The sequence below is a fragment of the Arthrobacter sp. ISL-5 genome (assembly GCF_018613835.1).
Taxonomy (GTDB): domain Bacteria; phylum Actinomycetota; class Actinomycetes; order Actinomycetales; family Micrococcaceae; genus Arthrobacter.
Genome location: NZ_JAGGPM010000017.1, coordinates 80,650 through 104,937, shown reverse-complemented (window position 1 = coordinate 104,937; position 24,288 = coordinate 80,650). Strand labels below are relative to the sequence as shown.

Here is a 24,288-nt window from a genome sequence, read left to right as displayed (position 1 = left end):
CGCTGACTAGGCTGGGTCACATGCGCGAACTCCAGGCCAAGATCATTGAAGAAATGGGCGTCCAGCCCCGGATCGATCCCGCAGAGGAGGTGCGCAAACGCGTCACTTTCCTGAAGGAGTACCTCAAGGCCACCGGCACCAAGGGCTTCGTCCTGGGCATTTCCGGAGGCCTGGACTCGTCGCTCGCCGGGCGACTTGCCCAGCTCGCCGTCGAAGAGCTTCAAGCCGAGGGCACGGATGCCAGCTTTGTGGCACTCCGTCTCCCCTACGGCGTGCAGCACGACGAGGACGACGCCCAGGCCGCCCTGGATTTCATCCGGGCCACAAGGGAATGGACGTTCAACATCTCGGCGGCTGTGGACGGCTTCGAAGACGAGTTCGCCAAGACCGTCGGCGCTGAGATCTCAGACTTCCACAAGGGCAACACCAAGGCACGGACCCGCATGATTGCGCAGTACGCCCTGGCCGGCGAGCACAACTACCTTGTGATCGGCACGGACCACGGCGCCGAATCCGTGACCGGCTTCTTCACCAAGTACGGCGACGGCGGCGCGGACGTCCTCCCGCTCTTCGGCCTGAACAAGCGCCAGAACCGTGCACTGCTCGCCGAACTCGGTGCCCCCGCCCGCGTCTGGGAGAAGATCCCCACGGCCGATCTCCTCGATGCCAGGCCGGGCCGCACGGACGAGGACGAACTCGGCGTGAGCTACGACCAGATCGACGACTACCTCGAAGGCCGCGGAATCCCCGAAAGCGCAGCAGCCCTCATCGAGGAAAAGTACCTCCGCACCCGGCACAAACGCACCGTTCCCGTCACCATTTTCGATACCTGGTGGAAGCACGAGGGTCCGGAGGAGCCCAGGGCAGGACTCTAGTCCTGCTTTGAACCACGACGCCGGGGGCTGCTTGACCGGCAAGCCGCCGGCCGCCGTCGAACGCTTCGCCTCAAAGGCAGCCTCGCGTGCTGCTGCCAGCCTATGGCAGCAGCACGATCTTGCCGCGGCCGTGGCCGGCCCGGCTGATCTCCAGCGCCTCGGCCGCCTCGATCAGCGGCATCCGGTGGGCGATGGTGAAGGTGAGCTGGCCTTCCGCGGCGAGCGTTGCGGCTTCCTCGATGCGGCCCTCCAGTTGCCGGACAGCCGCCAGCCCGGCCTCGGACGAACGCTTCCCTGGGACGGTGGTCACCGCCCGGTTGCTGCCCTGAAGAAGTTCCGCTGTCGCGGCCACTGAATCGTCGCTGCCCACGGCGTCCAGCACGGCCGTGACGCTTCCGGCCTCAGCCAGCAGCCGCACCCTGTCGGCCAGCCCGGGGCCATAGGTTACGGGTTCGGCCCCCAGCTCCCTGAGGTATTCCTGATTCGCCTCGGATGCCGTGCCGATCACCCGCGCACCGAAAGCCTGGGCGATCTGCACCGCGGCCGAACCCACACCTCCCGCGGCCGCATGGATAAGGACGGTGTCATCGGCGCCGACTGCCAGCTGCTTTAGGGCCGAGTACGCCGTCCCGCCGGCCACCGGAATGCACGCTGCCTGCTCGAAATCGACTCCGGCCGGCAAGGGTGTCAGCTGATCGGCGGGCACCACCGCCTCCGTCCGGTAGCCGCCGATGAAGCCGTTCCAAATGACTTCGTCACCCACGGCGAATCCTTCGAAGGCGGGCCCCACCGCGGCGACCACACCAGCCGCCTCGCTGCCGGGCACGGCCGGGAGGTCAAGGGGAGCCCATTGTTTCAGGTGGCCCGCCACGAGTTTCCAGTCCATGGGATTGACGCTCACAGCACGGAACTCCACCAGGACCTGGCCCTCGCCGGGCTCTGGCAGCTCCTCGATGCCCACCTTGAGGACCTGCGGGCTGCCATATTCCTCAAAGTAGATCCTTGTGCTCATGGCGCCGGCTCCTTCGATGGTGTCCAGGCTCTGTTGCAGGGCCCGACTGCAAGCCTAGGCACGGCGATGCGGGCTTCACAACAGTTTGGGCGGGTCGCTCAGGGATCGCTTACGGCGGCCTTCGCGGCGGCATGGATGTCCGCAAGTGTCAGCGCCGGCGGCGAACTGCCGTCGATGTCCAGGACGCCGAACTCCTTCGCAACCGCGGCGGCCACGAGCACCTGGCCGGTCCGCGCCATCAGGTTCGGATCGTGGAACAGCGCGTTGATCACGCGGCCGATGAACTCGGGGCTTTCGCTGGTCGAGAGATCGAACGCGCCGCTTTTCGCCGCTGCCAGGACCGACTCGGTTCGAACCAGACCGGGGTAGATCGAGATGACCGGAATAGCGAACGGTTTCAGCTCGACGGCCATGTCGGACGTCATCTTGTCCGTTGCCGCTTTTGCGATGCCGTAGATCGTGTTGCCGAGGTGGCGCTGCGCCGACCAGAAGCTGATGTTGACGATCAGGCCGCGGTGCCGCGGCGTCATCATGCGCGCCGCGTGCGCCGAACACACAAACGCGGCGCGCACGCCGGCGTCCATCATGCCGGTCCAGCGGTGCGGCGGTTGTTCCCAAAACGGCGCGGGCCACGTGAACACGCCGCCTTCGACCATCGTCTCGTAGCCGCCCCAGGCGCAATTGACGAGGAGATCGAGCTCGCCGGACTCGGACCGGATCGCTTCAAACACGCGCGCCGTCTCGTCGTCTTTGAGATGGTCGCAGCGCAGGCGCCGTATCTCCCGCGGCAGGTCCGCCTGGTCGATTGAGCGGCCCGTGCCGTATACGCGAAACCCCGCTGTCAGCAGGGCAAGCGCGATGCCCCGGCCGACGCCCCGGCTCGCGCCGGTCACGAGGGCAACGTTTCCCGCCGGCGCTTCGTTGCGTTCGCGATCGTTGGTCATGCTAAGCGGCCCCGCTTACCTTCCGTTCCGCGACCCATGATACGCCGGAGCTGGCTACCGCCTGTCCCGGCCCGGGGCGCTGAGCTGGACCGTGAGCCGGTGGGCCTCCTCCAGCAGGAGCCGGCCAAGGAGCTCCTGCCGGTCTCCGCGGAAACGGGGTTCGATGCCGGTCAGGGACAGCGCCCACGCGGGTCGGCCTGCCTGGTCAAAGACCGCCGCTCCCATCCCCCAGCTTCCTTCGAGCACCAGCCCGGGGTTCACCGAATATCCGGTGCGGCGCGTCTGGCGGAGGTTGGCCCTGACCACGCTTTCAGTGTGCCCTGTGGCGAAGTCCCCGGCGTGCGCGGCCCAGTCCGAGAGGATCTGTTCCTGCTCGTCGTCGGGCAGGAAGGCCAGGATCGCGGTGCCTGCCGACGCCACGCCCAGCGGAAACCGGACGCCCTCATGCAGCACAAACGAACGGACAGGGAAGCTGCCCTCCTCCCGCAACAGGCACACGGTCTCGGCGCCCCGGCGGATGGAGAAGAAGGCGCTTTCGCCGGTTTCCTCGGCGAGCCGGCGAAGGCTGGGCCGGGCGATGTCCTCCAGCGGGAAGCGTGCGGAGGCCACCGCTCCCAGGAGCAGGACCTCGGGTCCCAGGACCCAGTTTCCGCTGCGCGGGTCATGGTCGAGGAGTCCCTCCGAGGCCAGTGACGCCAGGAGCCGGTGGACGGTGGGCCGGGTAAGGCCGGATTCCCGCACGAGCTCGACGAGCGAGCTGCCCTCCGGCCGGCGTCCCACGATGCGCAGGAGCCCGGCAATGCGGCTGACCACCTGGGCACCCTGGACTGGGGTTTGGTTCATATTTCTCCTCATGTATCCATATTGTGGATACCCCACAGCCTACCGTCCACACTGTAATAGGCGGTAAACCAAGCCAAACATTGCCGTTGACAGAGCACCTGGGCGGACCGTACGCTCCATGATCAGATGTTTCGTCCACAAAGTGGACAGCCGCCCGTACACAGCTCAACGAGGAGATGCGATGTCCAAACTGAAATCCGGCGCTGCCCAGGCGCTGAACGACGTCCTGCGGGACGGCATGACGGTCGCCGTCGGCGGCTTTGGCCTCAGCGGCATCCCGGCGGACCTGATCGAGGCCGTCCGGGACTCCGGTGTCCGCGGCCTCACGGTGGTCTCCAACAACATGGGCGTCGACGGCAAGGGCCTCGGTGTCCTGATCGAGGCAGGCCAGGTGCGGAAGGTGATCGCGTCCTACGTGGGCGAGAACAAGCTGTTTGCCGAGCAGTACCTGGCTGGGCTCCTCGATGTGGAGTTCACGCCGCAGGGCACGCTGGCCGAGCGGCTGCGCGCCGGCGGCGCCGGCATCCCGGCGTTCTACACCAAGACCGGCGTGGGCACGCTCGTCGCTGAAGGCAAGCCGCTCGCGGAGTTCGACGGCGAAACGTACGTCCGGGAGCGGGCCATCCGGGCCGACGTCGCACTGGTCCACGCGCACACTGCCGACACCGACGGCAACCTGATCTACCGCTACACCGCGCGGAACTTCAACCCGGTGGTGGCCACTGCAGGTGCCGTCACCATCGCCGAGGCCGAGGTGATCGTGGAGCCCGGCGCCCTGGACCCCAACCACGTCGTGACGCCCGGCGTCTACGTCCAGCGCCTGGTGCAGGCCAGCGGCCGGGTCAAGGACATCGAGCAGCGCACGGTCCGCCCGCGGGTTGAGCTCGCCTCCGCAGCAGCTCCCGCCTGACCCCGCCAACCCTCCAAGCGCGAACGAACACTATAGCCCCTGCTCCAAGCGCGAACGAACACTTAAGCCCCCTAAAACCCAAGGAGAACCCCATGGCCTGGACCAGGGATGAAATGGCTGCCATCGCGGCCGAAGAACTCAACGACGGCGACTACGTCAACCTGGGCATCGGCATTCCGACGCTCGTGGCCAACAACCTGCCCGACGGCGTCCGCGTGGTCCTGCAGAGCGAAAACGGGCTGCTCGGCATGGGCCCGTTCCCGTACGAGGGCCAGGAGGACGCGGACCTCATCAACGCCGGAAAGCAGACCGTCACGGTCCTGCCCGGCGGCAGCATCTTCGACTCCGCCACATCCTTCGGCATGATCCGTGGCGGCCACGTCAAGGTGGCCATCCTGGGCGCCATGCAGGTCTCCGGCGACGGCGACCTCGCCAACTGGACCATTCCCGGCAAGATGGTCAAGGGCATGGGCGGTGCCATGGACCTCGTGGCCGGCACGCCCCGAGTGGTGGTCCTGACCGAGCACAACGCCAAGGACGGCACCGCCAAGATCGTCAAGGAATGCACCCTCCCGCTCACCGGGCTCCGGGTGGTGGACCGCATCATCAGCGACCTCGCGGTCTTTGACCTCGAAAAGCGCGACGGCGGCCGGCAGCTCACGCTGACCCGTCTCGCCCCGGGCGTCACTGTGGAGGAGATCCGGGAGAAGACCGAGGCCGGGTTCGACGTCCAGCTTGAAAACGAGGGAGTGGCAGCATGGGCCTGAAGGAACAGTTCGGCAAGGATGTCCTGCTCACCGGCTGGGGCCACAGCCGCTTCGGCAGACTGACGGACGAGACCCTGGAGTCCCTGATCGTCCAGGTGGCCACCGAGGCGATCGGCAACGCCGGCATTGAGCCCGGCCAGATTGACGAGGTCTACCTCGGCCAGTTCAACTCCGGCATGATGCCGCTGGCCTTCCCGTCCTCGCTCGCGCTGCAGGTGTCCGAGCAGCTCGCCAACGTGCCGTCCACCCGCGTGGAGAACGCCTGTGCTTCCGGCTCGGCCGCTTTCCAGCAGGGCACCAAATCGCTGCTGGCAGGCAGCGCGAAAACCGTGCTCGTCATCGGCGCCGAGAAGATGACCCACGCCGGGGCCGATGTTGTGGGCGCGGCCCTGCTGGGCGCGGACTACGACATGGCCGGCAAGGCCTCCACCACGGGCTTCACCGGCCTGTTCGCCGAAGTGGCCAAGCACTACGAGAAGCGCTACGGGGCCGGCGTCGGAAATCTGGGCGACATCCTGGGCACCATCGCGGCCAAGAACCACCGCAACGGCGTGGACAACCCCTACGCCCAGCTCCGCAAGGACCTCGGCGAGGACTTCTGCCGCACAGTCTCGGACAAGAACCCGCTGGTGGCCGATCCGCTGCGCCGCACCGACTGCTCCCCCGTCTCCGACGGCGCCGCCGCCGTCGTGCTGTCTGTCTCACCGACCGGTGGAGTCACTGCGCCGGTGCGCCTCGCCGGCTTCGGCCACGCGAACGATTTCTTCCCCGCCGAGCGCCGCGACCCCACCGCTTTCAATGCGACGCGTGCGTCGTGGCAGCGCGCGCTGGCGATGGCCGGCGTCGGGCTTGAAGACCTGGACTTCGCCGAGGTGCACGACTGTTTCACCATCGCCGAACTGCTCATGTATGAAGCCATGGGCTTGACCGAACCGGGCCAGGGATCCCGCGCCCTGGCGGAAGGCTGGGTCTACAAGGACGGCAAGCTGCCCGTCAACGTCTCCGGCGGCCTCAAGGCAAAAGGCCACCCGGTCGGCGCCACCGGAGTGTCCCAGCACGTCATCGCCGCGATGCAGCTCACCGGCACCGCGGGCGACATGCAGCTCGCCAACCCCCGCCGCGCTGCGGTGCAGAACATGGGCGGTGTAGGCATCGCCAACTACGTGAGCGTGCTGGAAGCGGTCTAGGGAGCCGGCGGCTGCCGAACCAGCCCAGTTTTGATGCGCCTGCCCCGCCGGGCAGACGCATCAGCGCGGGCGGCACGACCAAAACCGGGCCAGTTCAGCACACACTGGCGGCCTGTCAGCCGTGGGCCCGGATCAGCCGGGCTATTTCGGCAAAGCCCAGCCGTTCCGCGCTCACCAAGGCTGTCCGGCCCTGCGGATCCAGGATGCTGGGGTTTGCGCCGGCGGCGAGCAGCTGCCGGACCACTTCCTGCTGGTTCGGCCCGCCGTTGTTCAGCAGAATGGCTTCCTGCATGGCGGTCCAGCCGAGATTGTTGACGTGGTTGACGGGCACACCGGCGGCGATGAGGATCCGGACGGTCTCCACGTGGCCGTGCTCGGAGGCAGGAATCAGCGCCGTCCCGCCGAAGCGGTTGGTGCTGGAAACGTCCGCGCCGTTGGCCAGGGTCAGCCGCAGGACGTCGTTGAAGCCTTCAGCCCCCGCGTACAGGAAGGCCGAATCCTGGATGGCGTCCTTCGCGTTCACGTTCCCGCCGTCCTGGATCAGTTTCCGAACGAGGGCGACGTTGTTGGCTTTGGCCGCGAGGATCAGCTGCTGGTCCAGCTTCCTCTGGGCCTCCGGAGACAACGCCGGCCGGGACTGTCCGGGACTGGACTGTGTAGGGCTGGTGGCGGCTGGACGGGTAGTGGCCGGCGGCGCAGCAGCGGCGCTGTTGGCGGACGCGCTCCCCGACGCCGGTCCGCCGGCTGACGGGGAACCGGCGTCGCACCCCGCCAGCAGCGCCGCCAAGGACGCCAGCCCCAGCAGCCGAAGCGCGGCGGCCGAACGCCAGCCGCCGGATCTGAGCCTCGCCCCGGACCTGTGCCTTGCCATGGACCAGAGCCTACTTCGTGGTTCCGGCAATCGCCTCGGCGCCGGCAACTGCGCAGGCCTCGTCAAGCTTGCCGTCGGGAGCGCCGCCCACACCGATCCCTGCCACGGAGGCGCCATTCACCTTGAGCGGGACGCCGCCGGGCAGGTAAAGGGTGCCCGGCAGGTCGGCGATGCTGGGTCCGCTGCCGGTGATGCGCTTGGCCAGCTCACTCGTGGGCGCGCCAAACACGGCGGCGGTGTAGGCCTTCTGCTTGGCGGACTCGATGGTGTGCTCGGCCGCGTTGTCGCCGCGCAGAATGGCCTGCACCGTGCCGAACCGGTCCACGAGGGCAACGGTCACGAACGGCAGCTTGTCCGCCTGGCACTTGGCCAGCGCGGCACCGACGGCCTTCGCTGAGGCGCCCACGCTGATCCTGTTCTGGGCCACGACGTTTTCGGGCACGGGCTGGACGTCCGCCGCCGGCACCGCTGCCGGCACGGCCGCGGGAGCTGCAGATGCCGGAGCCATACTGGCATTGGCAACCGCGGTTACGCCGGCGGTCAGCACGACCGCCCCTGCTGCTGCAGCGGCAAGAATCTTCTGGGACTTCTTCACGGTGGTTCTCCTTAAACTGGGCCTGAACTCAAACGGCCTGAACGGCTACTTTTCCATCGTGCCGCCCGGCCGAATTGGGCACATCGGGCCTTCAGGTGGGCCGCCGTCGTACTTCGGGCTGGCGGGATCAGCCAAAAGGCTGAGAGACCAGCAACGGCGCGGGCAATAGCATGGTGGGTAGCACTTCAACCACCCGAACCGGATCCCCCAATGCCTTCCTCAGCCCCAGCCGCATCCCCAGAAGTACTGCCCGCAGCACAGGGCAGCGGCCGGCTGGGCCGGATTGACGCCGCCGTCCACCTTGGATTCGCGGTGCTGATGGTGGCGTCCGTGGTGCGCTACGTGATGCGGCACAGCCCGCAGGACAACCTCCTGGTCCTGGGCCTGGCGGCCGCGGCCTGTGCCCTCTACGCCGTCATCGCCGTGTTGGCCCAGCGCCGGCGCCCCTGGGCGGTCTGGATGTTTGCCCTCGTGGCGGCCTGGGCACTGCTGGTGATTTCCGCCCCCAGCTTCGCCTGGTGCTCGTTCGCGCTGTTCTTCCTCTGCCGCACGGCGTTCACGGGCGCTGTGGCCTATGTTGCGGCCGGCGCGACGGCGGCCGCCACCGCCGTCGGGCTGTTCCGGCTGAGCGACGGCACCGATCTCGCCATGTTGCTGGGTCCGCTCGCCGTCGGGGTCATGCTGACGCTGATCTACGACCGCATAGAACACGACGCCGCCGAACAGCGCCGCCTGCACGCCGAGGTGTCGCTCGCCCAGGGGCAGCTGGCGGCCAGCGAACGCCGTGCAGGCACCATCGCTGAACGCGAGCGCGTCTCCCGCGAAATCCACGACACCGTAACCCAGGGCCTGGCCAGCAGCCTCCTCCTCCTCGAAGCGGCCAACCGCGCCTGGCCCGGCCCCACATCCCGGCAGGACCTTCGCCAGGCCAGCGAACTGCTCCGGCACAACCTGTCCGATACCCGCAGCCTGGTCCATGAACTGGCTTCCCCGGGGCTCGATGCCTCTCCGCTGCCGGACGCCCTGCTGCAGGCGGCGTCCCAGTACGTGCCGGATGCCAGGCTGCTGGTCACCGGCGAACCGCGGCCTGTCCCCGCCGAGGTCCGCCATGCACTGCTCAGGGTGGTGCAGAGCGCCGCGGCCAACATCAAACTCCATGCCTCCGCGGCGAACGCCACTGTCACGCTGGGTTTCCTGCCGGACGCCGTCACCCTGGACATTTACGACGACGGCGCCGGCTTCGATCCGGCGGCGACAGCACCGCCGTCGGACGCCGGAGGGTACGGGCTGCGGGCCATGCGGCAACGCGTGGAGCAGCTCGGCGGAGCCTTCTCCGTGGAAAGCACGCCGGGCGAAGGAACGATCGTGGCCGCCCAGCTGCCGGTCAGGGGAGAAGAATGAGCGCCATCACCGTCCTCCTGGTGGACGATCACCTCGTGGTCCGCAGCGGGCTCAAGGCCCTGCTCGGCACCCGGCCGGACATCGAGGTGGTGGCCGAGGCGTCCTCCGGCGAGGAAGCGCTGGCGGCTGTGGCGGATCACTCCCCCGCCGTCGTGGTGATGCCTGGCCATGGGTCCCGGCATGGACGGGATTGAGGCCATCCGGAAGCTCCGCGAGCGCAACCGCAGCCAAGCCGTTCTCGTGTTCACCACCTACGATTCCGACGCAGACATTGTCCGAGCCGTGGACGCGGGCGCCATGTGTTACCTGCTCAAGGACGCCGCGCCGGAGGAGATCTTCGCCGCCGTCCGCGGCGCCGTGCAGGGCAGGAGCGTGATGAGCGCGCCCGTGGCCTCCAGGCTGTTCCAGCAGCTGCGCAATCCGGACGAGGTGCTGACCCCGCGGGAGGCCGAGCTGTGGAGCCTGCTCACCGAGGGACTCAGTAACCGGGAACTCGGCCAGCGGCTGTTCATCTCCGAGGCGACGGTCAAGACCCACCTCGCTCACATCTACGCCAAGCTCGGCGTCGAGACCCGTGCAGCTGCCATCGCCACCGCGATCCGCCGCGAGGGGATGCGCTAGGAGAACTGCCGTGCTCAACCTGCGCGCCGTCGTGACCTTGTTCGGCCGACCAGCGTGGGCAACACGCCGCGGTGGGTGCGTGTCGCGGCTCGTCCGGCGCGAAACAGGGTCAGGACGGCTGCCGCCCGGGGCTAGACTCACTTGCACGCCCGAACCCGTCCCGGGCCCTTGCGTTGCCTGAGCACCGGGTCTACCGTGATCCGCACCAGCATCCACCGCCGTCGAGGAGCCGTCATGGCCGGGTTTGTGCAGATCATCGAATTCCAGACCTCCCGGATCGAGGAGATCGAACAGCTGGGCCGGCCGTCAAGAACCGAGGGAACCACCGCCCCGACGTTCCGCCGCATCATCGCGACAGCGGACCGCGACCGGCCCGGAACGTACCTCACCATCGTGGAATTCGACTCCTACGAGTCGGCGATGGAGAACTCCAACCGGCCGGAAACGTCGGACTTCGCCGCCAAGATGGCTGCCCTGTGTGACGGGCCCCCGGTATTCCGCAATCTCGACGTGCAGTGGGAGGACACCGGCCAGGGGTCGGACACCACCGCGTAGCCCGGAAAGCAGACGAGCGAAACCCTGACCAGAAACGAGGCACAGGACATGGGCCCTCCGGAGAGCGCCACGCCTGACCGGCTCGTGCTGGACCTCGGCAGGCTGGGCTCCGGGTCCCTGTTGCTCGTGGGTGGCAAAGCCCTGAATCTCGGCAGGCTCGCCAATGCCGGTTTCCCCGTGCCGGCCGGGTTCTGCCTGACCACGGCCGCCTACATGATGGCGGTTCCGCCCGAGCTGGAGGCGCTGGCCGCCCGCCTCGACGCCCTGGCGGCCGGGGCACCCATCGGCGAGGCGCCGGCCACAGGCAGTCCATCCGGCAATGAGACTGCCCAGCGTGAGGGTGCACAGCAGACTTCACCGCGGGAGAACGCCGAGCGCGAGAGCACCCAGCGCGAGATTGCGAAGCGTGCACGGGAGCTCGTGGGAACGGCACCGGTCCCGCCTGAGGTGGAGGCTGCCGTCCGCGGCGCCTACGCCGCCATGGGCAACGCACCCGTTTCCGCCGACGGCACACGCTCGTCTGACGGGCCGCCCGAGGACGGCACGTCGCCCGCTGCTGTCAGCCCGCCCGCCGGCAACCCACCCGCCGTGGCGGTGCGGTCCTCCGCCACTGCCGAGGACCTCCCCTTCGCGAGCTTCGCCGGGCAACAGGATTCCTTCCTCGATGTCGTCGGAGCCGACGCCGTGATTCAGGCACTCCGGCGCTGCTGGGCCTCGCTCTGGACGGACCGGGCAGTTGCGTACCGCTCGGCCAACGGGATCCGCCATAGCGACGTCGCCCTCGCCGTCGTCGTCCAGCATGTTGTGGACGCTGCCGCCGCCGGCGTGCTGTTCAGCGCAAACCCGGTCGCCGGAACGCGCGGCGAGACGGTCATCGATGCGAGCGCCGGCCCCGGGCAGGCAGTCGTTTCCGGAGCGGTCACTCCGGACCATTTCGTGGTGGAGACGGCCACGGGAAAGATCCGGCAGTCCAGCCCCGGACGCGGCGGCTCCGGAAAAGGCGACGGCGGAAAAGGCGACGGCGGAGGCAGCCCGGTCCTTTCCGGCGCGCAGCTCCGCGAACTCGCATCGTTGGGAGTGGCCGCCCAGGAGCATTTCGGGGAACCGCAGGACGTGGAATGGGTCATCGACGCCGACGGCAAAATCTGGCTGACCCAGTCCCGGCCAATCACCACCCTGTACCCCCTGCCTGATCCATCGTCCGCCAAGCCTTTCGGGCTGGAATCGGTCCCGGCTGCTGAAACCCGCGTGTATCTGTGCGGCACCCTGCTGCAGGGGCTGACGCGTCCCCTCACGCCGATGGGGCTCTCAGTCATGGGAAGTGTGGGGAGCCGCAGGTCGCCCTGGGCCTATGTCAACCCCGGGCTGCGCATGTACGTGGACCTGACACCTTTGATCCGCACCGCGTCCGGCCGCCGGATGCTGCTGAAGTGGCTGCCCTTGGCGGACGGGAGATCGGCTTCTGTTCTGCCGGCCCTCCTCGACGACCCGAGGTTCGGCGTCACTAAAGGCCAGCCCCGGCCGTCCAAACTTAGGGCATCGGAAGGGCGTGGCAGGGACGGCACGGCAGGCCTCGCCACGATGGTTTGGCTGGTCCCCGCCCTGATCCGGGCCGTCGTCCGGCCCAAGGCCGAGCTACGCCGGGCATTGCGCTTCGGTAAGCGGCTTGAGGCTGACCTGGCCCTGGCCGAACCCGCCACAGTGTTCAGGCGGCTGGACCACGCCCAGAACGTCCCGGCCCGCACAGTTGACGGCCTGATCCGGACCACGCTGCCGGCACCAGCCGCCGGTTACGCAATGCTGGGACTAGCCCGCTGGCTTCTCCGCGGAGTTGCCGAGCCCCGGGAGCTGGAGGCCGTCCTGCGCGGACTCCCCCACAACGTGACCACCGAAATGGACCTTGAACTGTGGCGCCTGGCTGTTTCCGTCCGCGACGACGCCGCCTCGCGGGAGGCATTCCTGGGCAGGCGTCCCGGCGAACTGGCTGTCAGCTATGCCGCCGGTGCGCTACCGCCGGTGGCCCAGGCCGGTCTGCGCCGCTTCCTGGAACGGTACGGCCACCGGGCCGTGGCGGAAATCGACCTCGGCATGCCGCGGTGGTCCGAGAAGCCGGACCACATTCTGGGAATGATCTCCAACTACCTCAGGGTGGAGGATCCCGAGTTGGCCCCGGACCGGCAGTTCGAGCGGGCTGCCGACCATGCAGAGGCCAGAATCCGCAGCCTCGTGGCACGGGCCGGGGCAGTGAGCCGGTTGCGGGGCCGCATGGTGGCTGTGTGCCTGCACCGGACGCGGCAGCTGGCCGGCCTGCGCGAACTGCCCAAGTTCTACGTTGTGACCGTCTTTGGCGAAGTCCACAGGCAGCTCGTGGCCATTGGCGCCGAGCTGGCCAGGGCCGGCACCATTGGGGCGGCGGACGACGTCTTTTTCCTGACGTTCGACGAGGTCCGGGTGGGCCTTCGTGGCGGCGAGCTGAAGGGAATGATTGCCGAGCGCCGTCGGATCTATGACGCGGAACTTCGGCGGAGGCGCGTACCGCGGCTCCTGCTCTCCGACGGCACAGACGTCGAGGCCGCAGTCGCCAGCGCGGCTGCACCCTCCGGCGCCCTCGTTGGAACACCTGCGTCGGCCGGCACCGCCGCGGGCCGGGTCAGGGTGATCCTGGACCCCGTGGGCGCGCATCTGGAACCAGGGGAAATCCTGGTGGCGCCGTCCACCGATCCCGGCTGGACCCCGCTTTTCCTGACCGCCGGTGCCCTGGTGATGGAGATGGGCGGGGTCATCTCGCACGGTGCAGTGGTAGCCCGTGAATACGGCATCCCTGCCGTCGTCGGCGTGCCGGACGCCACCACCAGGCTGCGCACCGGCCAGACTGTCGTCGTGGACGGAGCCGCCGGGACCATCACCGCGGTTGAGACCGCAACCGACGGCGGGACCGTTAGCGACGCTGGGACCGTGACGCAGTCCGGTCCTTAGAGGAGTGTTTGGGAGCCGGCCGGGCTCCGGTGGATTCAGTCTTTCCGGGGCCCGGAAATCTTCAAATCGGCCCGGCCGAAGTCCGCAAAACGACGGCCGCCTGACCTTTCTGGACAAAAATCTGCCGTTACAGGAGGGGCAGTTGATGACCGTAGCTATTGCACGCCCAGCGTGCGCACCCTAGGTTTGAGACAGCGGAAAACATCTCCGCATCTGCCTGCCGTCGGAGCAGGACCAGAAAAGGGTTACAAAGGAAGTAGTAGTAATGGCAACAGGCACAGTTAAATGGTTCAACGCCGAAAAGGGTTTTGGCTTCATCGCTCCGGATGACGGATCAGCAGATGTTTTCGCCCACTATTCGGCAATTGCCAGCAGCGGCTACCGCTCCCTGGACGAAAACCAGAAAGTCGAATTCGATGTGACCCAGGGCCCCAAGGGCCCGCAGGCAGAGAACATTCGCCCGCTGTAACGGCTTAAAAACTCCCCTGTCCGTGCCCTGAGCACGAACAGGGGAGTTTTTTGCCCTCCGCGGCCTTGGCTGTCCGGCTGTTCCGGCGCATTTCTGCACCTTTTTCCGCGGCTCCAAGGCCGGTGCCGCCCGTCATCCCGGGCTTGATTCCGGGCTTGCCGGACCGGCCGGCGCGGCAAAGTGGTGCATAACTGCTGCCGGCGGCCAGCGAGTGTGACAGCCCGCGCCCAAGCTACCTCGGTATAGTGCCCGCTATGGATGACAAAGGGATTCTGCACCGCTATTTGAAGACGCGCCGGGCCCAACTCCTCGCCAAGCTCGACGGCCTTGACGAATACGACGTCCGCCGTCCCATGACTCCCACCGGCACCAACCTCCTGGGCCTCGTGAAGCACGTCGCCAGCGTGGAGCTCGGCTACTTCGGCGAGGTCTTCGGACGCCCGAGCGAGCAGGACATGCCATGGCTCGATGACGGCGCCGAACCGGATGCGGATATGTGGGCGACGCCGGCCGAGACCCGGGCGGACATCATCGCCCTGCACCGTTTCTCGGCGGAGCACAGCGATGCCACCATCGAGGCCCTTGCGCTCGACGCGCCCGGCGTGGTGCCGTGGTGGCCCGAGGAGCGCAAGCACGTAACCCTGCAGCAGATCCTGGTGCACATGTGCTCCGAGACGGCCCAGCACCTGGGGCACGCCGACATCCTCCGCGAACTTATCGACGGCGCCGCAGGGCAGGGCCCCAACGACCCCAACCTCCCGATGCGGAGCGACACGGAGAAGGCCGCGCACTTCGCCCGGCTTGAAGCCGCCGCCCGTGAAGCCGCGGCCCGCTGAGCCGAAACCAGCGCATTTCTGCACCGTTTTGCCGCCGGGACCCCGCGGCCAGCCCAGGCCAGCCCGCGGAAGTTCAGCCCTCAGGCACAGGTCCCTTCAGGAAAGTGGTGCAAATTTGCCCGCCGCAGCCCCGCCGCAGCCAGCCGCGCCGAAAAGCGTGCAGCCCGGTCCTACACGAAGGCCGATTTCCCCGTCACGGCCCGGGCCACGATCAGCGAGTTGATCTCGTAGCTGCCCTCGTAGGTGTAAAGGATCTCGGCGTCGCCGAACAGTTTGCCCATCTCGAAGTCGCTGCTGATGCCATTGCCGCCCAGCAGGGAACGTCCCATGGCCACCGACGCGCGCGCGAGCCTGGTGGTGGTGGCCTTGGCCATGGCCGCCTGCGCCATTTCCAGCCTGCCGTCCTCCTGGATCCGGGCAAGCTGAACCATCAGTGCCAGCGACGCGGACGCATTGCCCAGGATCTCGGCGAGCTGCTGCTGGATGAGCTGGAAACGGGCCAGTTCCCTGCCGAATTGCCTGCGCTGCAGTGAATAGGAACGGGCGACGTCGAACGCGGCCAGCTGGATCCCGGCACCTTGCCAGCCCACCCAGGCACGCGAATCCCGCAGCAGCTCGTTGGCCTTGGAGAAATCGGTGGCGCCGGGGAGCAGGTTTGCCTCCGGGATCCGGACGTCATCGAGCACGATGTCCGCGTTCTGCATGATCCGCAGCCCGATCTTGTTGGCGATCTTCGTGGCGGCATAACCCGGGCGGTCCGTTTCCACGATGAAGCCCTTGATCTGCTGGTCGGCCACGTCCCGGGCCCACACCAGGGCGAAGTCCGCAATGGTGCCGGCGCCGATCCACCGCTTGGCCCCGTTGATCACCCATTCGCCGTTCTCGAGCCGGGCGGTGCTGGCCAGGCCGCCGGCGATGTCCGAACCGTGATCCGGCTCAGTGAGCGCAAAGGCCCCCAGCTGGGTGAAAGCGGTCAGGCCGGGCAACCAGCGCCGCTTTTGTTCCTCGGAGCCAAGCTCGTTGATCATGCCCACAATGAGCTCGTTGTGGATGCCCACCAGGGCCGAGAGGGATACGTCGGCCCGGGCCACTTCCACGTACATGAGGCCCTTGAACAGCTTGGATGTGCCGTCCGTCTGCAGCCCGCCGAGCCCGCGCTTTCCCATCTCCGCGAGGAGCCCGAACGGGAACTCCTCGCGGTTCCAGTAGTCGATGGACTGGGCGCGTACCCGGGACTGCAGGAACTCCCTGATGTCGAGGTAGCGCTGCCGTTCGCCGGCCGGCAGCAGGTCCGCGATGTACATGAGGTCCGCGTCAGGAAAAGGCGGCGCAGGGTTCTCCTGCTCCGGGCCTGCACCTGAGGCGTCGGCACCAACCGCCTTCGTTCCTGTTGGTTGTCCGCTGTCACGACTTTGTGGCTGCACGGGCATAGGTCCCTTCGCTCTTCCAAACCCTTGGATGTCCTAGTATATTGCACAGTGATGTGGATCACTAGGATGTGGATTCAAAAGGCGAAAGGTGCCCCATGACAGTCACCGACGACTTCCGTGCAGCACGCGACCAACTGCTCGCCCTGCGCCATGACTACGGCCAGGCGAGGAGCACCTTCGAGTGGCCGCGGCCGGCGGAGTTCAACTTCGCACTCGACTGGTTCGACGCCATTGCTGCCGATCCGGCCACAGGGAGCAATCCGGCGCTGGTGATCGTCGAGCAGGACGGCTCGGCGACGCGCCGCAGCTTTGCCCAGTTGTCGGCGCGCTCAAACCAGGTGGCCAACTGGCTCCGCGGCCAGGGAGTCAAACGCGGGGACCGCATGATCATCATGCTGGGCAACCAGGTGGAGCTGTGGGAGCTCATGCTGGCAGGCATCAAGCTCGGCATCGTGCTCATCCCCACCACCACGCTCATGGGCCCTACCGACCTGCAGGACCGCGTGGAGCGCGGCGAAGCGGGCTGGGCCGCCGTCGGAAGTTCCAACATCGGCAAGTTTGCCGAGGTTCCCGGAGATTACAAGCTCATTGAAATCGGCGACGGCGGAGCTTCCGCTGCGGAAGCGGCGCCCGGTGCCGCCCGGTACACGGAGTCAGCGGCAGCCCCGGAGGACTTCACGCCGGATGCTCCGACCAAGGCCGACGAAACGCTGCTGCTGTATTTCACCTCGGGCACCACGTCCAAGGCCAAGCTCGTGGAGCACACTCACACGTCCTATCCGGTGGGGCACCTGTCCACGATGTACTGGATCGGCCTGGAGCCCGGCGATGTGCACCTCAACGTGGCATCCCCGGGCTGGGCCAAGCACGCCTGGTCCAACGTGTTCACCCCGTGGATCGCGGAGGCCTGCGTGTTCGTCTACAACTACGAGCGCTTCGATGCCCGCGCCCTGATGGAACAGATGGACCGTGAGAAGGTCACCAGCTTCTGCGCGCCGCCGACCGTCTGGCGGATGCTCATCCAGGCTGATCTCGGCCTCCTGAAGAACCCGCCCACCAAGGTTGTGTCCGCCGGCGAGCCGCTCAACGCCGAGGTGATCGGGCAGGTCCAGCGCGCCTGGGGCCAGACCATCCGCGACGGCTTCGGCCAGACGGAGACCACCGTGCAGGTGGCCAACACGCCCGGCCAGCCGGCGAAGATCGGCGCCATGGGCCAGCCGCTCCCGGGGTACGACGTGGTGCTGGTGGACCCTGCCACCGGGGAGGAATCCGACGACGGCGAACTCTGCCTGCGCCTGGACCCGCGGCCCGTGGGCCTGATGAAGTCCTACTACGGCGATCCGGACAAGACGGCCGACGCCTTCCGCGGCGGCTACTATCACACGGGCGACATGGCCAGTCGGGACGAGCGCGGGATCATCACGTATGTGGGCCGCGGCGACGACGTCTTCAAGTCCTCCGACTACCGGCTGTCCCCGTTCGAGCTGGAGAGCGTACTGATTGAGCATCCGGCCGTGGCGGAGGCCGCCGTGGTCCCGTCCCCTGACCCGCTCAAGCTGTCCGTGCCCAAGGCGTTCGTGGTCCTCGCGGCCGGCCATGAGCCCGGCCCCGAGCTGGCCGAGGAGATCCTGCGCTACTGCCGCGACCACCTGGCGCCGTTCAAGCGCATCCGCCGGATCGAATTCACCGAACTGCCGAAGACCATTTCCGGGAAGATCCGGCGCGTTGAGCTGCGGCACAGCGAGGAGGTCCGGCACGGCGCCGATGGGACGTCCGGGACTCCGGCGTCCGGTGCTGCGACTCACGCTGGCCTCGGCAGGGAATATTCGGAAGCGGATTTCCCGGGCCTGAAAAGCCAGGGCTGAGCCATGAACGCGCCGCTGCCCCGCGACCCCATTGCCGATGCACAACGCAACTGGGAGCGCCACGGCTGGGGGGACGTCGCCGCGCCGATGGCCGCCATCACGGCCATCATGCGCACGCAGCAGATCCTCCTGGCCCGGATCGAGGGAGCGCTGAAGCCCTTCGGCCTGACCTTTGCCCGTTACGAGCTGCTGGCGCTGCTGAGTTTCGCCCGGAGCGGCGCGCTGCCCATGAACAAGGCGAGCGCCCTCCTCCAGGTCCATCCCACCTCGGTGACCAACGCCGTCGACCGCCTTGAAAAGGCAGGGCTGGTGGTCCGGTCGCAGCACCCCACCGACGGGCGCACCACGCTGATCGAGCTCACCGCGGAGGGGCGCACCCTTGCGAAGAGCGCGACGGCGGTGCTCAACACCGAAGTTTTCAGCCAGTCCGGCTTCGCGGACCGTGACGTTGACCAGCTCATCCGCATCCTGGGCGACTTCCGCCGGGGAGCCGGGGACTTTTCCGAATGACCACAACGAGTAACGACGCCGCCCGCTTCCCCGTGCGGGAAGCGGGCGGAGTCGTTCGGCGCGGAGCGCCCCTGCCGCGAGCGGCGCCCGGCCTCAGCTGATCTTGCGACGGTAGATGGCGATCGCGAAGGCGTAGGCGACGACGAGAATGCCGAGGAGCCAGGCGAGGGCGATCCAGACGTCACTGCCGACGGGTTGCTGGGCGAACAGGGCCCGGATGGTGTTCACGATGGACGTCACGGGCTGGTTCTCGGCGAACCATGCGACCGGGCCGGGCATCGAGTCGGTGGGCGCGAACGCCGAGCTGATGAACGGCAGGAAGATGAGTGGGTAGCTGAACGCGCTCGCGCCGTCGACAGTCTTCGCCGAGAGGCCGGCGATCACGGCGACCCAGGTCAGCGCGAGAGTGAACAGGATCAGGATGCCGGCGACGGCGAGCCAGGCGGCCACGGATGCTCCTGTGCGGAACCCCATGATCAGCGCGACGCCGATGACTATCCCGACCGAGACCAGGTTCGCGGCCAGGGAGGTGAGCACGTGCGCCCAGAGTACGCTCGACCTCGCGATCGGCATGGACTGGAAGCGTTCGAAGATGCCGCCCTGCAGGTCGAGGAACAGCCGGTACGCAGTGTAGGCAATGCCGGAGGCGATGGTGATGAGCAGGATGCCGGGGAGCATGTAGTTGATGTATGACTCGTCGGATCCGGTGTTGATCGCGCCGCCGAACACGTATACGAAGAGCAGCATCAGCGCGATCGGGGTGACCGCGGTGGTGATGATCGTGTCGGGGCTGCGGAGGATGTGGCGCAGCGAGCGGCTGGTCAGGATGCCGGTGTCGCCGAGGACGTGGGTGGTCATCGGGGTTCCTTTCGTGCCGGGACCGTGCCGTAGCTGCGGTCGTCGTCGGCGGTGTCTGTCTCGTCGGTGTCGCCGACGAGGGCGAGGAAGACATCCTCGAGGGAGGGCTGCTTCTCGACGTATTCGACCTTGGCGGGCGGGAGGAGTCGCTTGAGTTCGGCGAGGGTCCCGTTCTGGATGATCGTGCCCTTGTGCAGGATTGCGATGCGGTCGGCGAGCTGTTCGGCCTCGTCGAGGTACTGCGTCGTGAGCAGCACCGTCGTGCCCTGACCGGCGAGCTTCTTGACGGTCTGCCACACCTCGATGCGCGCCTGGGGGTCGAGGCCCGTCGTCGGTTCGTCGAGAAAGATGATCGGCGGGTTTCCGATCAGGCTCATCGCGATGTCGAGTCGGCGTCGCATGCCGCCCGAGTACGTCGACGCCTTCCGGTTCCCTGCTTCGGTGAGCGAGAAGCGGGCGAGTAGGTCGTCGGCGATCGCACGGGGGTTCTTCAGGTGACGCAACTTGGCGACCAGCACGAGGTTCTCCCGGCCGGTGAGCACTTCATCGACCGCGGCGAACTGGCCGGTCAGGCTGATCGATTCGCGCACGTCGCCGGGCTTCGCGGCGACGTCGAAGCCGTGGACCGTGGCGGTGCCCGCGTCGGCCTTCAGCAGCGTCGACAGGATCCGCACCAGCGTGGTCTTGCCCGCACCGTTCGAGCCGAGCAGCGCGAAGATGCTCCCCGTCCTCACGTCGAAGTCGACGCCCCGCAGCACGTGCAGGTCCTTGAACGACTTCTCGATGCCCTGCACCCGGATCGCGGGTTCGAGGGCCTGGTTGGTGGTCATGTCCGGTTCTCCGTTCTCGGCGCGTTCACGCATCGTCGCCGGCGGCCTGATCGATGGCGTCGGTCAGGCGCTTGCGCTCCTTGTTGATCCACTGGCCGTCCGAGTAGTTCTCGATGAACGTGTCTGCGAACTCCACCGGCTCGTCCCCGACGATGTCGCGGATCGGGGTGCCGTCGGCAGCGGCCCGCTCGATCAGGTCCGCGAGGTCCTCGAGCATCTGCATGAGCACATCGCCCTTGACGATCGACCCGGCGTACATGAAGTAGCGCTCGAGTCCGTCAATCGCGGTTCGGTAGCTCGCGGGGAGCTGTTCCTTGCGGGCCTTGTACTGGCGCCAGCGCTTCTTGTCGTCGAACGAGCCCGTGATCTGCTCGATCCATCTTGCGGCCATGGTTACTCTCCTTCTTCCTGCGGGTGTTCGATGTGGTGGTGGAGCTGTCCGATCCGTTCTACGAGGAAGGTCCAGGTCCTCCAGAATTCTTCGAGGTACTCGCCGCCCAGTGCGTTCAGCGTGTAGACCTTGCGCGGCGGCCCCTTCTCGGACGGGACCTTCGCCACGTCCACGAGGCCGCGCTGCTCGATCCTGACCAGCAGCGCATAGACGGTGCCCTCGACGATGTCGGAGAAGCCCTGCTCGCGCAGCCGCGCCGTGATCTCGTAGCCGTATGCCGGCTGCACGGCCAGGATCGCGAGGACGATGCCCTCGAGCGTGCCCTTGAGCATCTCGGTCATCTGCTTGCCCATGGAACCCTCCCTCAACTACTTAGTGATGCTGACTACCACTAGATAGTATCACTGAATAGCGACCGCGCGAGGGGCGGATGCAGCAAAATCCGATTGCGGGTTCCGCCGCGGGAACGAACGAGTGCCGTGCGCGATGAGGCGCACGGCACGTGAGGTCGGACGACCAGAAACCGCTACATTGGACCGGGCACAGCTAGCGGCCGGGAACGGAATCCGTTCCTGATTGGATTTCAGACGGGCGGCGCAGCTCTTCGATGAATGTGTCGAGCAGTGCGTGCTGGTTCGGATCGTTGGCCAGCTGCACGAGGTCTGCGGCCGTGCTCGCCACTTTGATGTTGGTGTGCTGGCTGTAGGTGGCCAGCAGGTGGAATGCAGCGTCGGAGCCGATGCGCAGGGCTCCCATCAGGATTCCCTTGGCCTGCTCTATGATGCTCCGCGTGCCTACGGCTCCTTCGACGGCTTCCCGGGACGCCCGCTCCGTCTCCCAGTGCAGGGTACTTGTGAGGTCAACGATGAACCCGTCTACGGCCCGTAGGGTTCCGTCCTCCACCAGCGCCTCCCCCGCCGTCAGGACGCGGTGTTCGCGCAGGCGGGCGTCGATGAGGCGGTGGTAGCTGCAGAAGTATCCTCCCGAGGCACAGGCCGCGGCGAAAATGTCCTGGCAGCGATCCCGGTCGTCCGGGTGTTTGTGGGAAAAGAGCAGTTCAAGCGTCGGGACGATCTCTCCGCGGCTGTATCCGTGAAGGGCGTAGAGGTCGTCCGACCAGTCCAGCCGCCCGGTGGCCGCATCGTAGCGGAACGTGCCCGCAACACAGTCCTCCGCAGCGAGGGCACTCGAGTAGGTTCGGACGGTCTTCGGGATGTTCATCGGGGCATCTTCTGCGCCATCTGCCGGCTCATCAACGAGCACCGGCGGGATATCGGACGAAGGAGGCCGCGAGCGAAAGGGCAGGGACGGACTCCTTGCAGGTAGGCCGCAGCTCGGGCCGCGCGGGCAGGCCCCGCCGGGCCGTTCCTGGCAGCGCAACCGTTCCTCCCAGCGCCACTGCGGGCTGATGTGCCGCACGGCGGTCTGGGGGCGCTTCTGCCAGCTCCCGCACATGGCCCATGCCGGCGTATTCGCGTACGGCGGCGATGCCTTCCACCGCGGCTGCCTTGCTGGGAAATGACCGGGAAACCGCCATCACGGTCCCGTCCGGTGCAGTGAGCTGAAATCTGAAAGAAGCGTCTGTGTCGATGAATAGTTCGAACATGCCAGCCATAAAGTCCTCCTGGATCCAGGGATCACCCAGCCTCCGTCGACGCCGTCGTCACCGGAGGCAGCTGAAAATTTTCCGCACCGTCACCCCGCAGATATCTGGGGTTCGAATTGATGAATTTATGAAATTGTGAACTAGCCGAGGGTCTCTTGGCAAGGCTTGTCCGTGCCGAAGGCCGGGCCCCGGGCGCCCGACACAGATAATTGGCGAGCAAACTTGGGACGAAGCCGAGGACAGACCGTTCTGTCTCTATACTTGGAGCTAGGTGCGAATTTTCGGCGCCGGAATCAGGAACGCAGCGGAGGAAATCCCATGACGGATGACATGCCCGAAGGCGTGATCCAGACAGAGGTGAAGGCCGAGCTGTTCAAATCCATGGGTCACCCCGCACGGATCCTCATTCTGGAGATGCTGGTCGACGGACCCGTGGCGGTCAGCCGCCTGCGGGACGGGACGGGCCTTGAGGCCTCGAACCTTTCCCAGCACCTGGGCATCCTCCGGCGCCAGCGCCTGATCGTCCCGTCGCGTAAGGACGGCCGCCTGTTCTACGAGCTCTCGTGCTCGGATGTGAGTGAAGTTCTCGACGCAGCGCGGGGACTGCTTGGCTCCGTCCTCCAGCCCAGCAGTTTTCCCCAGGCCAGCGGCATCCAGGCTGGCAGCGTGCCGTCAGTCGCCGGACTGGTGGCCGCCGGTGCCCGCAGCCGTCATACGGCGGCACTCTAGCCGCTGCGGACCAGCGCATCAGGCTGTGCCCCGCGTCAGGGGGTCAGCCCGTCAGGCCGGATTTGCGGCGGCGGCCGTGGCGGGCGCGCCGAAAAGCCACGCCGCGACGTCGCTCCTCAGGACCAGATGAGGACTTCCGGTCCCGCTGACGCTTCCTGCCGGCACGTAGTAGCCGCGCCCGGACCCCGGCCCGCCTGCAGCGCGATCAAGCGCCTCAACGATCCTGCGGGTGAGGTGGCCGTGGGGCCCCGCGGCGTGGATTTCCTCAAGTTCATCCGGGGTGAGTCGTCCCAGTACAGCAGCAATATTGGCCACGATCGCTTCCCTTCCCGCACAGTTGCCGGTTCGCACAGATGCTTGAAGTGCAAGGCTAGAGCACCGCGATTAACGGCGGGTGAAATCCCGACGGCGAACAGCGTACGGAATCTGGCGGGCGGATCACCTGTCCTCAGTACACGAAGATGTCGAACCATTCCCGGTTGTGGGCGTGGAGCAGCACAAGGAACAGCACGAAGTCGAAGAGCAGGTGGACCGCCACAATGTAGGAGAGGGACTTCGTGATCGTGAAGATGCGCGCCTGAAGCAGCGCGAACGGGAAGATGAACAGCGGCGCCCAGGCCCGGAATCCCAGCTCCCACAGGAAAGATGTAAACAGGACTGCCTGCAGGAGGTTGGCCTGCCAGTCGGGCAGGTGACGGCGCAGTAGCGCGAAGCATGCGCAAATAAAGAACAGCTCGTCCCAGATGCCCAGTGCGTTGGTCCCCACGAAGAGCCGCGCGATGCCGTCGGGATCGTGCACCGCCGGCCAGTTGGCATAGACGCCTGTCCGGATCATATATACGGGCAGGAGGGCATAGCCGAGCACCAACACAACGGGCAGGTACCACTTCTCTCCGCGCGTCCACTTGTTCCCGGTCATGACCGGAAAGACCACGGCGTGCTCCTTGGTAACCCAGCGCGACACCGCATAGGGAATGCCCACGGCCAGGATCATGGCGGAACCCATGACGAGCATGTGTTCCGTGCTGACGTCGGTGGTAATGGGAACTGCGCTGATCACTGAGATTCCGACGGCGATGAGGACGAGATCGCGGAACAGCGCCCGGTCAACGAGCGCGGCGACCACCAGCGAAGCCGCCAGCAGAGCGTAACCGGGGACAAGTTGGTGCAACGCAAACAGGATGAAGCCGGACAGCGACATCATCGC

The 24,288-nt window shown here is 67.0% G+C and carries 26 protein-coding genes and 1 pseudogene; 13 read left to right on the top strand and 14 right to left on the bottom strand.

The features are described 5' to 3' along the window. Positions 1 to 20 precede the first annotated feature (20 nt). Positions 21 to 875: an ammonia-dependent NAD(+) synthetase gene (nadE, locus tag J7I89_RS09385; RefSeq protein ID WP_214969363.1), complete on the top strand. Its 855-nt coding sequence runs from the start codon at positions 21 to 23 to the stop codon at positions 873 to 875. A gap of 100 nt (positions 876 to 975) precedes the next feature. Here nadE and J7I89_RS09380 read toward each other — a convergent pair whose 3' ends face one another. The 3 genes from J7I89_RS09380 to J7I89_RS09370 form a co-directional block, all read right to left on the bottom strand. Then, positions 976 to 1,887: an NADP-dependent oxidoreductase gene (locus J7I89_RS09380; protein ID WP_214969361.1), complete on the bottom strand. Its 912-nt coding sequence runs from the start codon at positions 1,885 to 1,887 to the stop codon at positions 976 to 978. Positions 1,888 to 1,985: 98 nt separating this feature from the next. Next, a complete protein-coding gene (locus J7I89_RS09375; protein WP_214969359.1) occupies positions 1,986 to 2,831 on the bottom strand; it encodes an SDR family NAD(P)-dependent oxidoreductase in 846 nt (281 codons plus the stop codon). A gap of 54 nt (positions 2,832 to 2,885) precedes the next feature. Next, positions 2,886 to 3,674, bottom strand: coding sequence for an IclR family transcriptional regulator (locus J7I89_RS09370; RefSeq protein ID WP_214969357.1), 789 nt, complete (start codon positions 3,672 to 3,674; stop codon positions 2,886 to 2,888). 181 nt (positions 3,675 to 3,855) lie between these two features. Here J7I89_RS09370 and J7I89_RS09365 point away from each other — a divergent pair, with 181 nt between their 5' ends. The 3 genes from J7I89_RS09365 to J7I89_RS09355 all read left to right on the top strand — a co-directional run bounded on the left by J7I89_RS09365 (position 3,856) and on the right by J7I89_RS09355 (position 6,538). Next, a complete protein-coding gene (locus tag J7I89_RS09365; protein ID WP_214969356.1) occupies positions 3,856 to 4,584 on the top strand; it encodes a CoA transferase subunit A in 729 nt (242 codons plus the stop codon). A gap of 92 nt (positions 4,585 to 4,676) precedes the next feature. Beyond that, positions 4,677 to 5,351, top strand: a complete 675-nt coding sequence (locus J7I89_RS09360) for a CoA transferase subunit B (RefSeq protein WP_214969354.1) — start codon at positions 4,677 to 4,679, stop codon at positions 5,349 to 5,351. Then, positions 5,342 to 6,538, top strand: coding sequence for an acetyl-CoA acetyltransferase (locus J7I89_RS09355; RefSeq protein ID WP_214969352.1), 1,197 nt, complete (start codon positions 5,342 to 5,344; stop codon positions 6,536 to 6,538). The genes J7I89_RS09360 and J7I89_RS09355 overlap by 10 nt, the downstream gene beginning before the upstream one ends. 115 nt (positions 6,539 to 6,653) lie before the next feature. Here J7I89_RS09355 and J7I89_RS09350 read toward each other — a convergent pair whose 3' ends face one another. Together J7I89_RS09350 and J7I89_RS09345 are read right to left on the bottom strand one after the other, a co-directional pair. Further along, positions 6,654 to 7,409: an ankyrin repeat domain-containing protein gene (locus tag J7I89_RS09350; protein WP_251045103.1), complete on the bottom strand. Its 756-nt coding sequence runs from the start codon at positions 7,407 to 7,409 to the stop codon at positions 6,654 to 6,656. A 10-nt stretch (positions 7,410 to 7,419) separates the two neighbouring features. Then, positions 7,420 to 8,004, bottom strand: a complete 585-nt coding sequence (locus tag J7I89_RS09345) for a heme-binding protein (RefSeq protein WP_214969350.1) — start codon at positions 8,002 to 8,004, stop codon at positions 7,420 to 7,422. 210 nt (positions 8,005 to 8,214) lie between these two features. Here J7I89_RS09345 and J7I89_RS09340 point away from each other — a divergent pair, with 210 nt between their 5' ends. The 6 genes and pseudogenes from J7I89_RS09340 to J7I89_RS09315 all read left to right on the top strand — a co-directional run bounded on the left by J7I89_RS09340 (position 8,215) and on the right by J7I89_RS09315 (position 14,862). After that, on the top strand, positions 8,215 to 9,405 hold the full coding sequence (locus tag J7I89_RS09340; protein ID WP_214969348.1) for a sensor histidine kinase: 1,191 nt from the start codon (positions 8,215 to 8,217) through the stop codon (positions 9,403 to 9,405). Continuing rightward, a pseudogene (locus tag J7I89_RS09335) lies at positions 9,402 to 10,026 on the top strand (response regulator). Before J7I89_RS09340 ends, J7I89_RS09335 begins: the two are co-directional and overlap by 4 nt. Positions 10,027 to 10,260: 234 nt before the next feature. After that, positions 10,261 to 10,581, top strand: a complete 321-nt coding sequence (locus J7I89_RS09330; protein ID WP_214969346.1) for a hypothetical protein — start codon at positions 10,261 to 10,263, stop codon at positions 10,579 to 10,581. Between the two features lie 48 nt (positions 10,582 to 10,629). Continuing rightward, positions 10,630 to 13,557 (top strand): PEP/pyruvate-binding domain-containing protein, encoded by a 2,928-nt coding sequence (locus tag J7I89_RS09325; RefSeq protein WP_214969344.1) that lies wholly within the window; start codon positions 10,630 to 10,632, stop codon positions 13,555 to 13,557. Between the two features lie 265 nt (positions 13,558 to 13,822). Then, positions 13,823 to 14,026: a cold-shock protein gene (locus tag J7I89_RS09320; RefSeq protein WP_013599688.1), complete on the top strand. Its 204-nt coding sequence runs from the start codon at positions 13,823 to 13,825 to the stop codon at positions 14,024 to 14,026. 254 nt (positions 14,027 to 14,280) lie between these two features. Continuing rightward, complete coding sequence (locus tag J7I89_RS09315) at positions 14,281 to 14,862, top strand: DinB family protein (RefSeq protein ID WP_214969342.1); 582 nt, start codon at positions 14,281 to 14,283, stop codon at positions 14,860 to 14,862. 170 nt (positions 14,863 to 15,032) lie between these two features. On the opposite strand, the gene J7I89_RS09310 is transcribed toward J7I89_RS09315, so the two are convergent. Further along, positions 15,033 to 16,292, bottom strand: a complete 1,260-nt coding sequence (locus J7I89_RS09310) for an acyl-CoA dehydrogenase family protein (RefSeq protein WP_374102013.1) — start codon at positions 16,290 to 16,292, stop codon at positions 15,033 to 15,035. A gap of 95 nt (positions 16,293 to 16,387) precedes the next feature. On the opposite strand from J7I89_RS09310, the gene J7I89_RS09305 reads away from it, so the two are divergent. Both J7I89_RS09305 and J7I89_RS09300 read left to right on the top strand, forming a co-directional pair. Further along, a complete protein-coding gene (locus J7I89_RS09305) occupies positions 16,388 to 18,157 on the top strand; it encodes an AMP-binding protein (protein ID WP_214969341.1) in 1,770 nt (589 codons plus the stop codon). Positions 18,158 to 18,160: 3 nt separating this feature from the next. Next, on the top strand, positions 18,161 to 18,667 hold the full coding sequence (locus J7I89_RS09300) for a MarR family winged helix-turn-helix transcriptional regulator (protein ID WP_214969339.1): 507 nt from the start codon (positions 18,161 to 18,163) through the stop codon (positions 18,665 to 18,667). Positions 18,668 to 18,760: 93 nt separating this feature from the next. Here the strand turns inward: J7I89_RS09300 and J7I89_RS09295 are convergent, their stop codons facing one another. The 6 genes from J7I89_RS09295 to J7I89_RS09270 all read right to left on the bottom strand — a co-directional run bounded on the left by J7I89_RS09295 (position 18,761) and on the right by J7I89_RS09270 (position 22,361). Continuing rightward, on the bottom strand, positions 18,761 to 19,525 hold the full coding sequence (locus J7I89_RS09295) for an ABC transporter permease (protein ID WP_214969337.1): 765 nt from the start codon (positions 19,523 to 19,525) through the stop codon (positions 18,761 to 18,763). Continuing rightward, the gene (locus J7I89_RS09290; RefSeq protein WP_214969335.1) at positions 19,522 to 20,355 is read right to left on the bottom strand and encodes an ABC transporter ATP-binding protein; all 834 of its coding nucleotides are present in this window, start codon (positions 20,353 to 20,355) and stop codon (positions 19,522 to 19,524) included. Before J7I89_RS09290 ends, J7I89_RS09295 begins: the two co-directional genes overlap by 4 nt. Positions 20,356 to 20,380: 25 nt before the next feature. After that, positions 20,381 to 20,746, bottom strand: coding sequence for a DUF1048 domain-containing protein (locus tag J7I89_RS09285; protein ID WP_214969333.1), 366 nt, complete (start codon positions 20,744 to 20,746; stop codon positions 20,381 to 20,383). A gap of 2 nt (positions 20,747 to 20,748) precedes the next feature. Then, positions 20,749 to 21,099, bottom strand: coding sequence for a PadR family transcriptional regulator (locus tag J7I89_RS09280; RefSeq protein WP_214969331.1), 351 nt, complete (start codon positions 21,097 to 21,099; stop codon positions 20,749 to 20,751). A gap of 193 nt (positions 21,100 to 21,292) precedes the next feature. Further along, positions 21,293 to 21,967, bottom strand: coding sequence for a PAS and ANTAR domain-containing protein (locus tag J7I89_RS09275; RefSeq protein ID WP_214969329.1), 675 nt, complete (start codon positions 21,965 to 21,967; stop codon positions 21,293 to 21,295). 31 nt (positions 21,968 to 21,998) lie between these two features. Next, positions 21,999 to 22,361 (bottom strand): DUF1508 domain-containing protein, encoded by a 363-nt coding sequence (locus J7I89_RS09270; protein WP_214969327.1) that lies wholly within the window; start codon positions 22,359 to 22,361, stop codon positions 21,999 to 22,001. Positions 22,362 to 22,670: 309 nt separating this feature from the next. Between J7I89_RS09270 and J7I89_RS09265 the strand changes: the two genes are divergently transcribed. Next, positions 22,671 to 23,081 carry a helix-turn-helix transcriptional regulator gene (locus J7I89_RS09265; RefSeq protein WP_214969325.1) on the top strand — a complete coding sequence of 137 codons (411 nt, stop codon included), beginning with the start codon at positions 22,671 to 22,673 and terminating at the stop codon, positions 23,079 to 23,081. A 51-nt stretch (positions 23,082 to 23,132) separates the two neighbouring features. Here the strand turns inward: J7I89_RS09265 and J7I89_RS09260 are convergent, their stop codons facing one another. Both J7I89_RS09260 and J7I89_RS09255 read right to left on the bottom strand, forming a co-directional pair. Beyond that, positions 23,133 to 23,396: a hypothetical protein gene (locus J7I89_RS09260; protein ID WP_214969323.1), complete on the bottom strand. Its 264-nt coding sequence runs from the start codon at positions 23,394 to 23,396 to the stop codon at positions 23,133 to 23,135. A 133-nt stretch (positions 23,397 to 23,529) separates the two neighbouring features. Continuing rightward, entirely contained in the window at positions 23,530 to 24,285 is a 756-nt protein-coding gene (locus J7I89_RS09255) for a CPBP family intramembrane metalloprotease (RefSeq protein ID WP_251045119.1), read from the bottom strand. Positions 24,286 to 24,288 lie beyond the last annotated feature (3 nt).

What these genes read in the sequence shown, in the direction of transcription:
- nadE (WP_214969363.1), top strand. Translation starts at nt 21, where the DNA reads ATGCGCGAACTCCAGGCCAAGATCATTGAAGAAATGGGCGTCCAGCCC.
- J7I89_RS09380 (WP_214969361.1), bottom strand. Translation starts at nt 1,887, where the DNA reads ATGAGCACAAGGATCTACTTTGAGGAATATGGCAGCCCGCAGGTCCTC.
- J7I89_RS09375 (WP_214969359.1), bottom strand. Translation starts at nt 2,831, where the DNA reads ATGACCAACGATCGCGAACGCAACGAAGCGCCGGCGGGAAACGTTGCC.
- J7I89_RS09370 (WP_214969357.1), bottom strand. Translation starts at nt 3,674, where the DNA reads ATGAACCAAACCCCAGTCCAGGGTGCCCAGGTGGTCAGCCGCATTGCC.
- J7I89_RS09365 (WP_214969356.1), top strand. Translation starts at nt 3,856, where the DNA reads ATGTCCAAACTGAAATCCGGCGCTGCCCAGGCGCTGAACGACGTCCTG.
- J7I89_RS09360 (WP_214969354.1), top strand. Translation starts at nt 4,677, where the DNA reads ATGGCCTGGACCAGGGATGAAATGGCTGCCATCGCGGCCGAAGAACTC.
- J7I89_RS09355 (WP_214969352.1), top strand. Translation starts at nt 5,342, where the DNA reads ATGGGCCTGAAGGAACAGTTCGGCAAGGATGTCCTGCTCACCGGCTGG.
- J7I89_RS09350 (WP_251045103.1), bottom strand. Translation starts at nt 7,409, where the DNA reads ATGGCAAGGCACAGGTCCGGGGCGAGGCTCAGATCCGGCGGCTGGCGT.
- J7I89_RS09340 (WP_214969348.1), top strand. Translation starts at nt 8,215, where the DNA reads ATGCCTTCCTCAGCCCCAGCCGCATCCCCAGAAGTACTGCCCGCAGCA.
- J7I89_RS09330 (WP_214969346.1), top strand. Translation starts at nt 10,261, where the DNA reads ATGGCCGGGTTTGTGCAGATCATCGAATTCCAGACCTCCCGGATCGAG.
- J7I89_RS09325 (WP_214969344.1), top strand. Translation starts at nt 10,630, where the DNA reads ATGGGCCCTCCGGAGAGCGCCACGCCTGACCGGCTCGTGCTGGACCTC.
- J7I89_RS09320 (WP_013599688.1), top strand. Translation starts at nt 13,823, where the DNA reads ATGGCAACAGGCACAGTTAAATGGTTCAACGCCGAAAAGGGTTTTGGC.
- J7I89_RS09315 (WP_214969342.1), top strand. Translation starts at nt 14,281, where the DNA reads ATGGATGACAAAGGGATTCTGCACCGCTATTTGAAGACGCGCCGGGCC.
- J7I89_RS09310 (WP_374102013.1), bottom strand. Translation starts at nt 16,292, where the DNA reads ATGCCCGTGCAGCCACAAAGTCGTGACAGCGGACAACCAACAGGAACG.
- J7I89_RS09305 (WP_214969341.1), top strand. Translation starts at nt 16,388, where the DNA reads ATGACAGTCACCGACGACTTCCGTGCAGCACGCGACCAACTGCTCGCC.
- J7I89_RS09300 (WP_214969339.1), top strand. Translation starts at nt 18,161, where the DNA reads ATGAACGCGCCGCTGCCCCGCGACCCCATTGCCGATGCACAACGCAAC.
- J7I89_RS09295 (WP_214969337.1), bottom strand. Translation starts at nt 19,525, where the DNA reads ATGACCACCCACGTCCTCGGCGACACCGGCATCCTGACCAGCCGCTCG.
- J7I89_RS09290 (WP_214969335.1), bottom strand. Translation starts at nt 20,355, where the DNA reads ATGACCACCAACCAGGCCCTCGAACCCGCGATCCGGGTGCAGGGCATC.
- J7I89_RS09285 (WP_214969333.1), bottom strand. Translation starts at nt 20,746, where the DNA reads ATGGCCGCAAGATGGATCGAGCAGATCACGGGCTCGTTCGACGACAAG.
- J7I89_RS09280 (WP_214969331.1), bottom strand. Translation starts at nt 21,099, where the DNA reads ATGGGCAAGCAGATGACCGAGATGCTCAAGGGCACGCTCGAGGGCATC.
- J7I89_RS09275 (WP_214969329.1), bottom strand. Translation starts at nt 21,967, where the DNA reads ATGAACATCCCGAAGACCGTCCGAACCTACTCGAGTGCCCTCGCTGCG.
- J7I89_RS09270 (WP_214969327.1), bottom strand. Translation starts at nt 22,361, where the DNA reads ATGGCTGGCATGTTCGAACTATTCATCGACACAGACGCTTCTTTCAGA.
- J7I89_RS09265 (WP_214969325.1), top strand. Translation starts at nt 22,671, where the DNA reads ATGACGGATGACATGCCCGAAGGCGTGATCCAGACAGAGGTGAAGGCC.
- J7I89_RS09255 (WP_251045119.1), bottom strand. Translation starts at nt 24,285, where the DNA reads ATGATGTCGCTGTCCGGCTTCATCCTGTTTGCGTTGCACCAACTTGTC.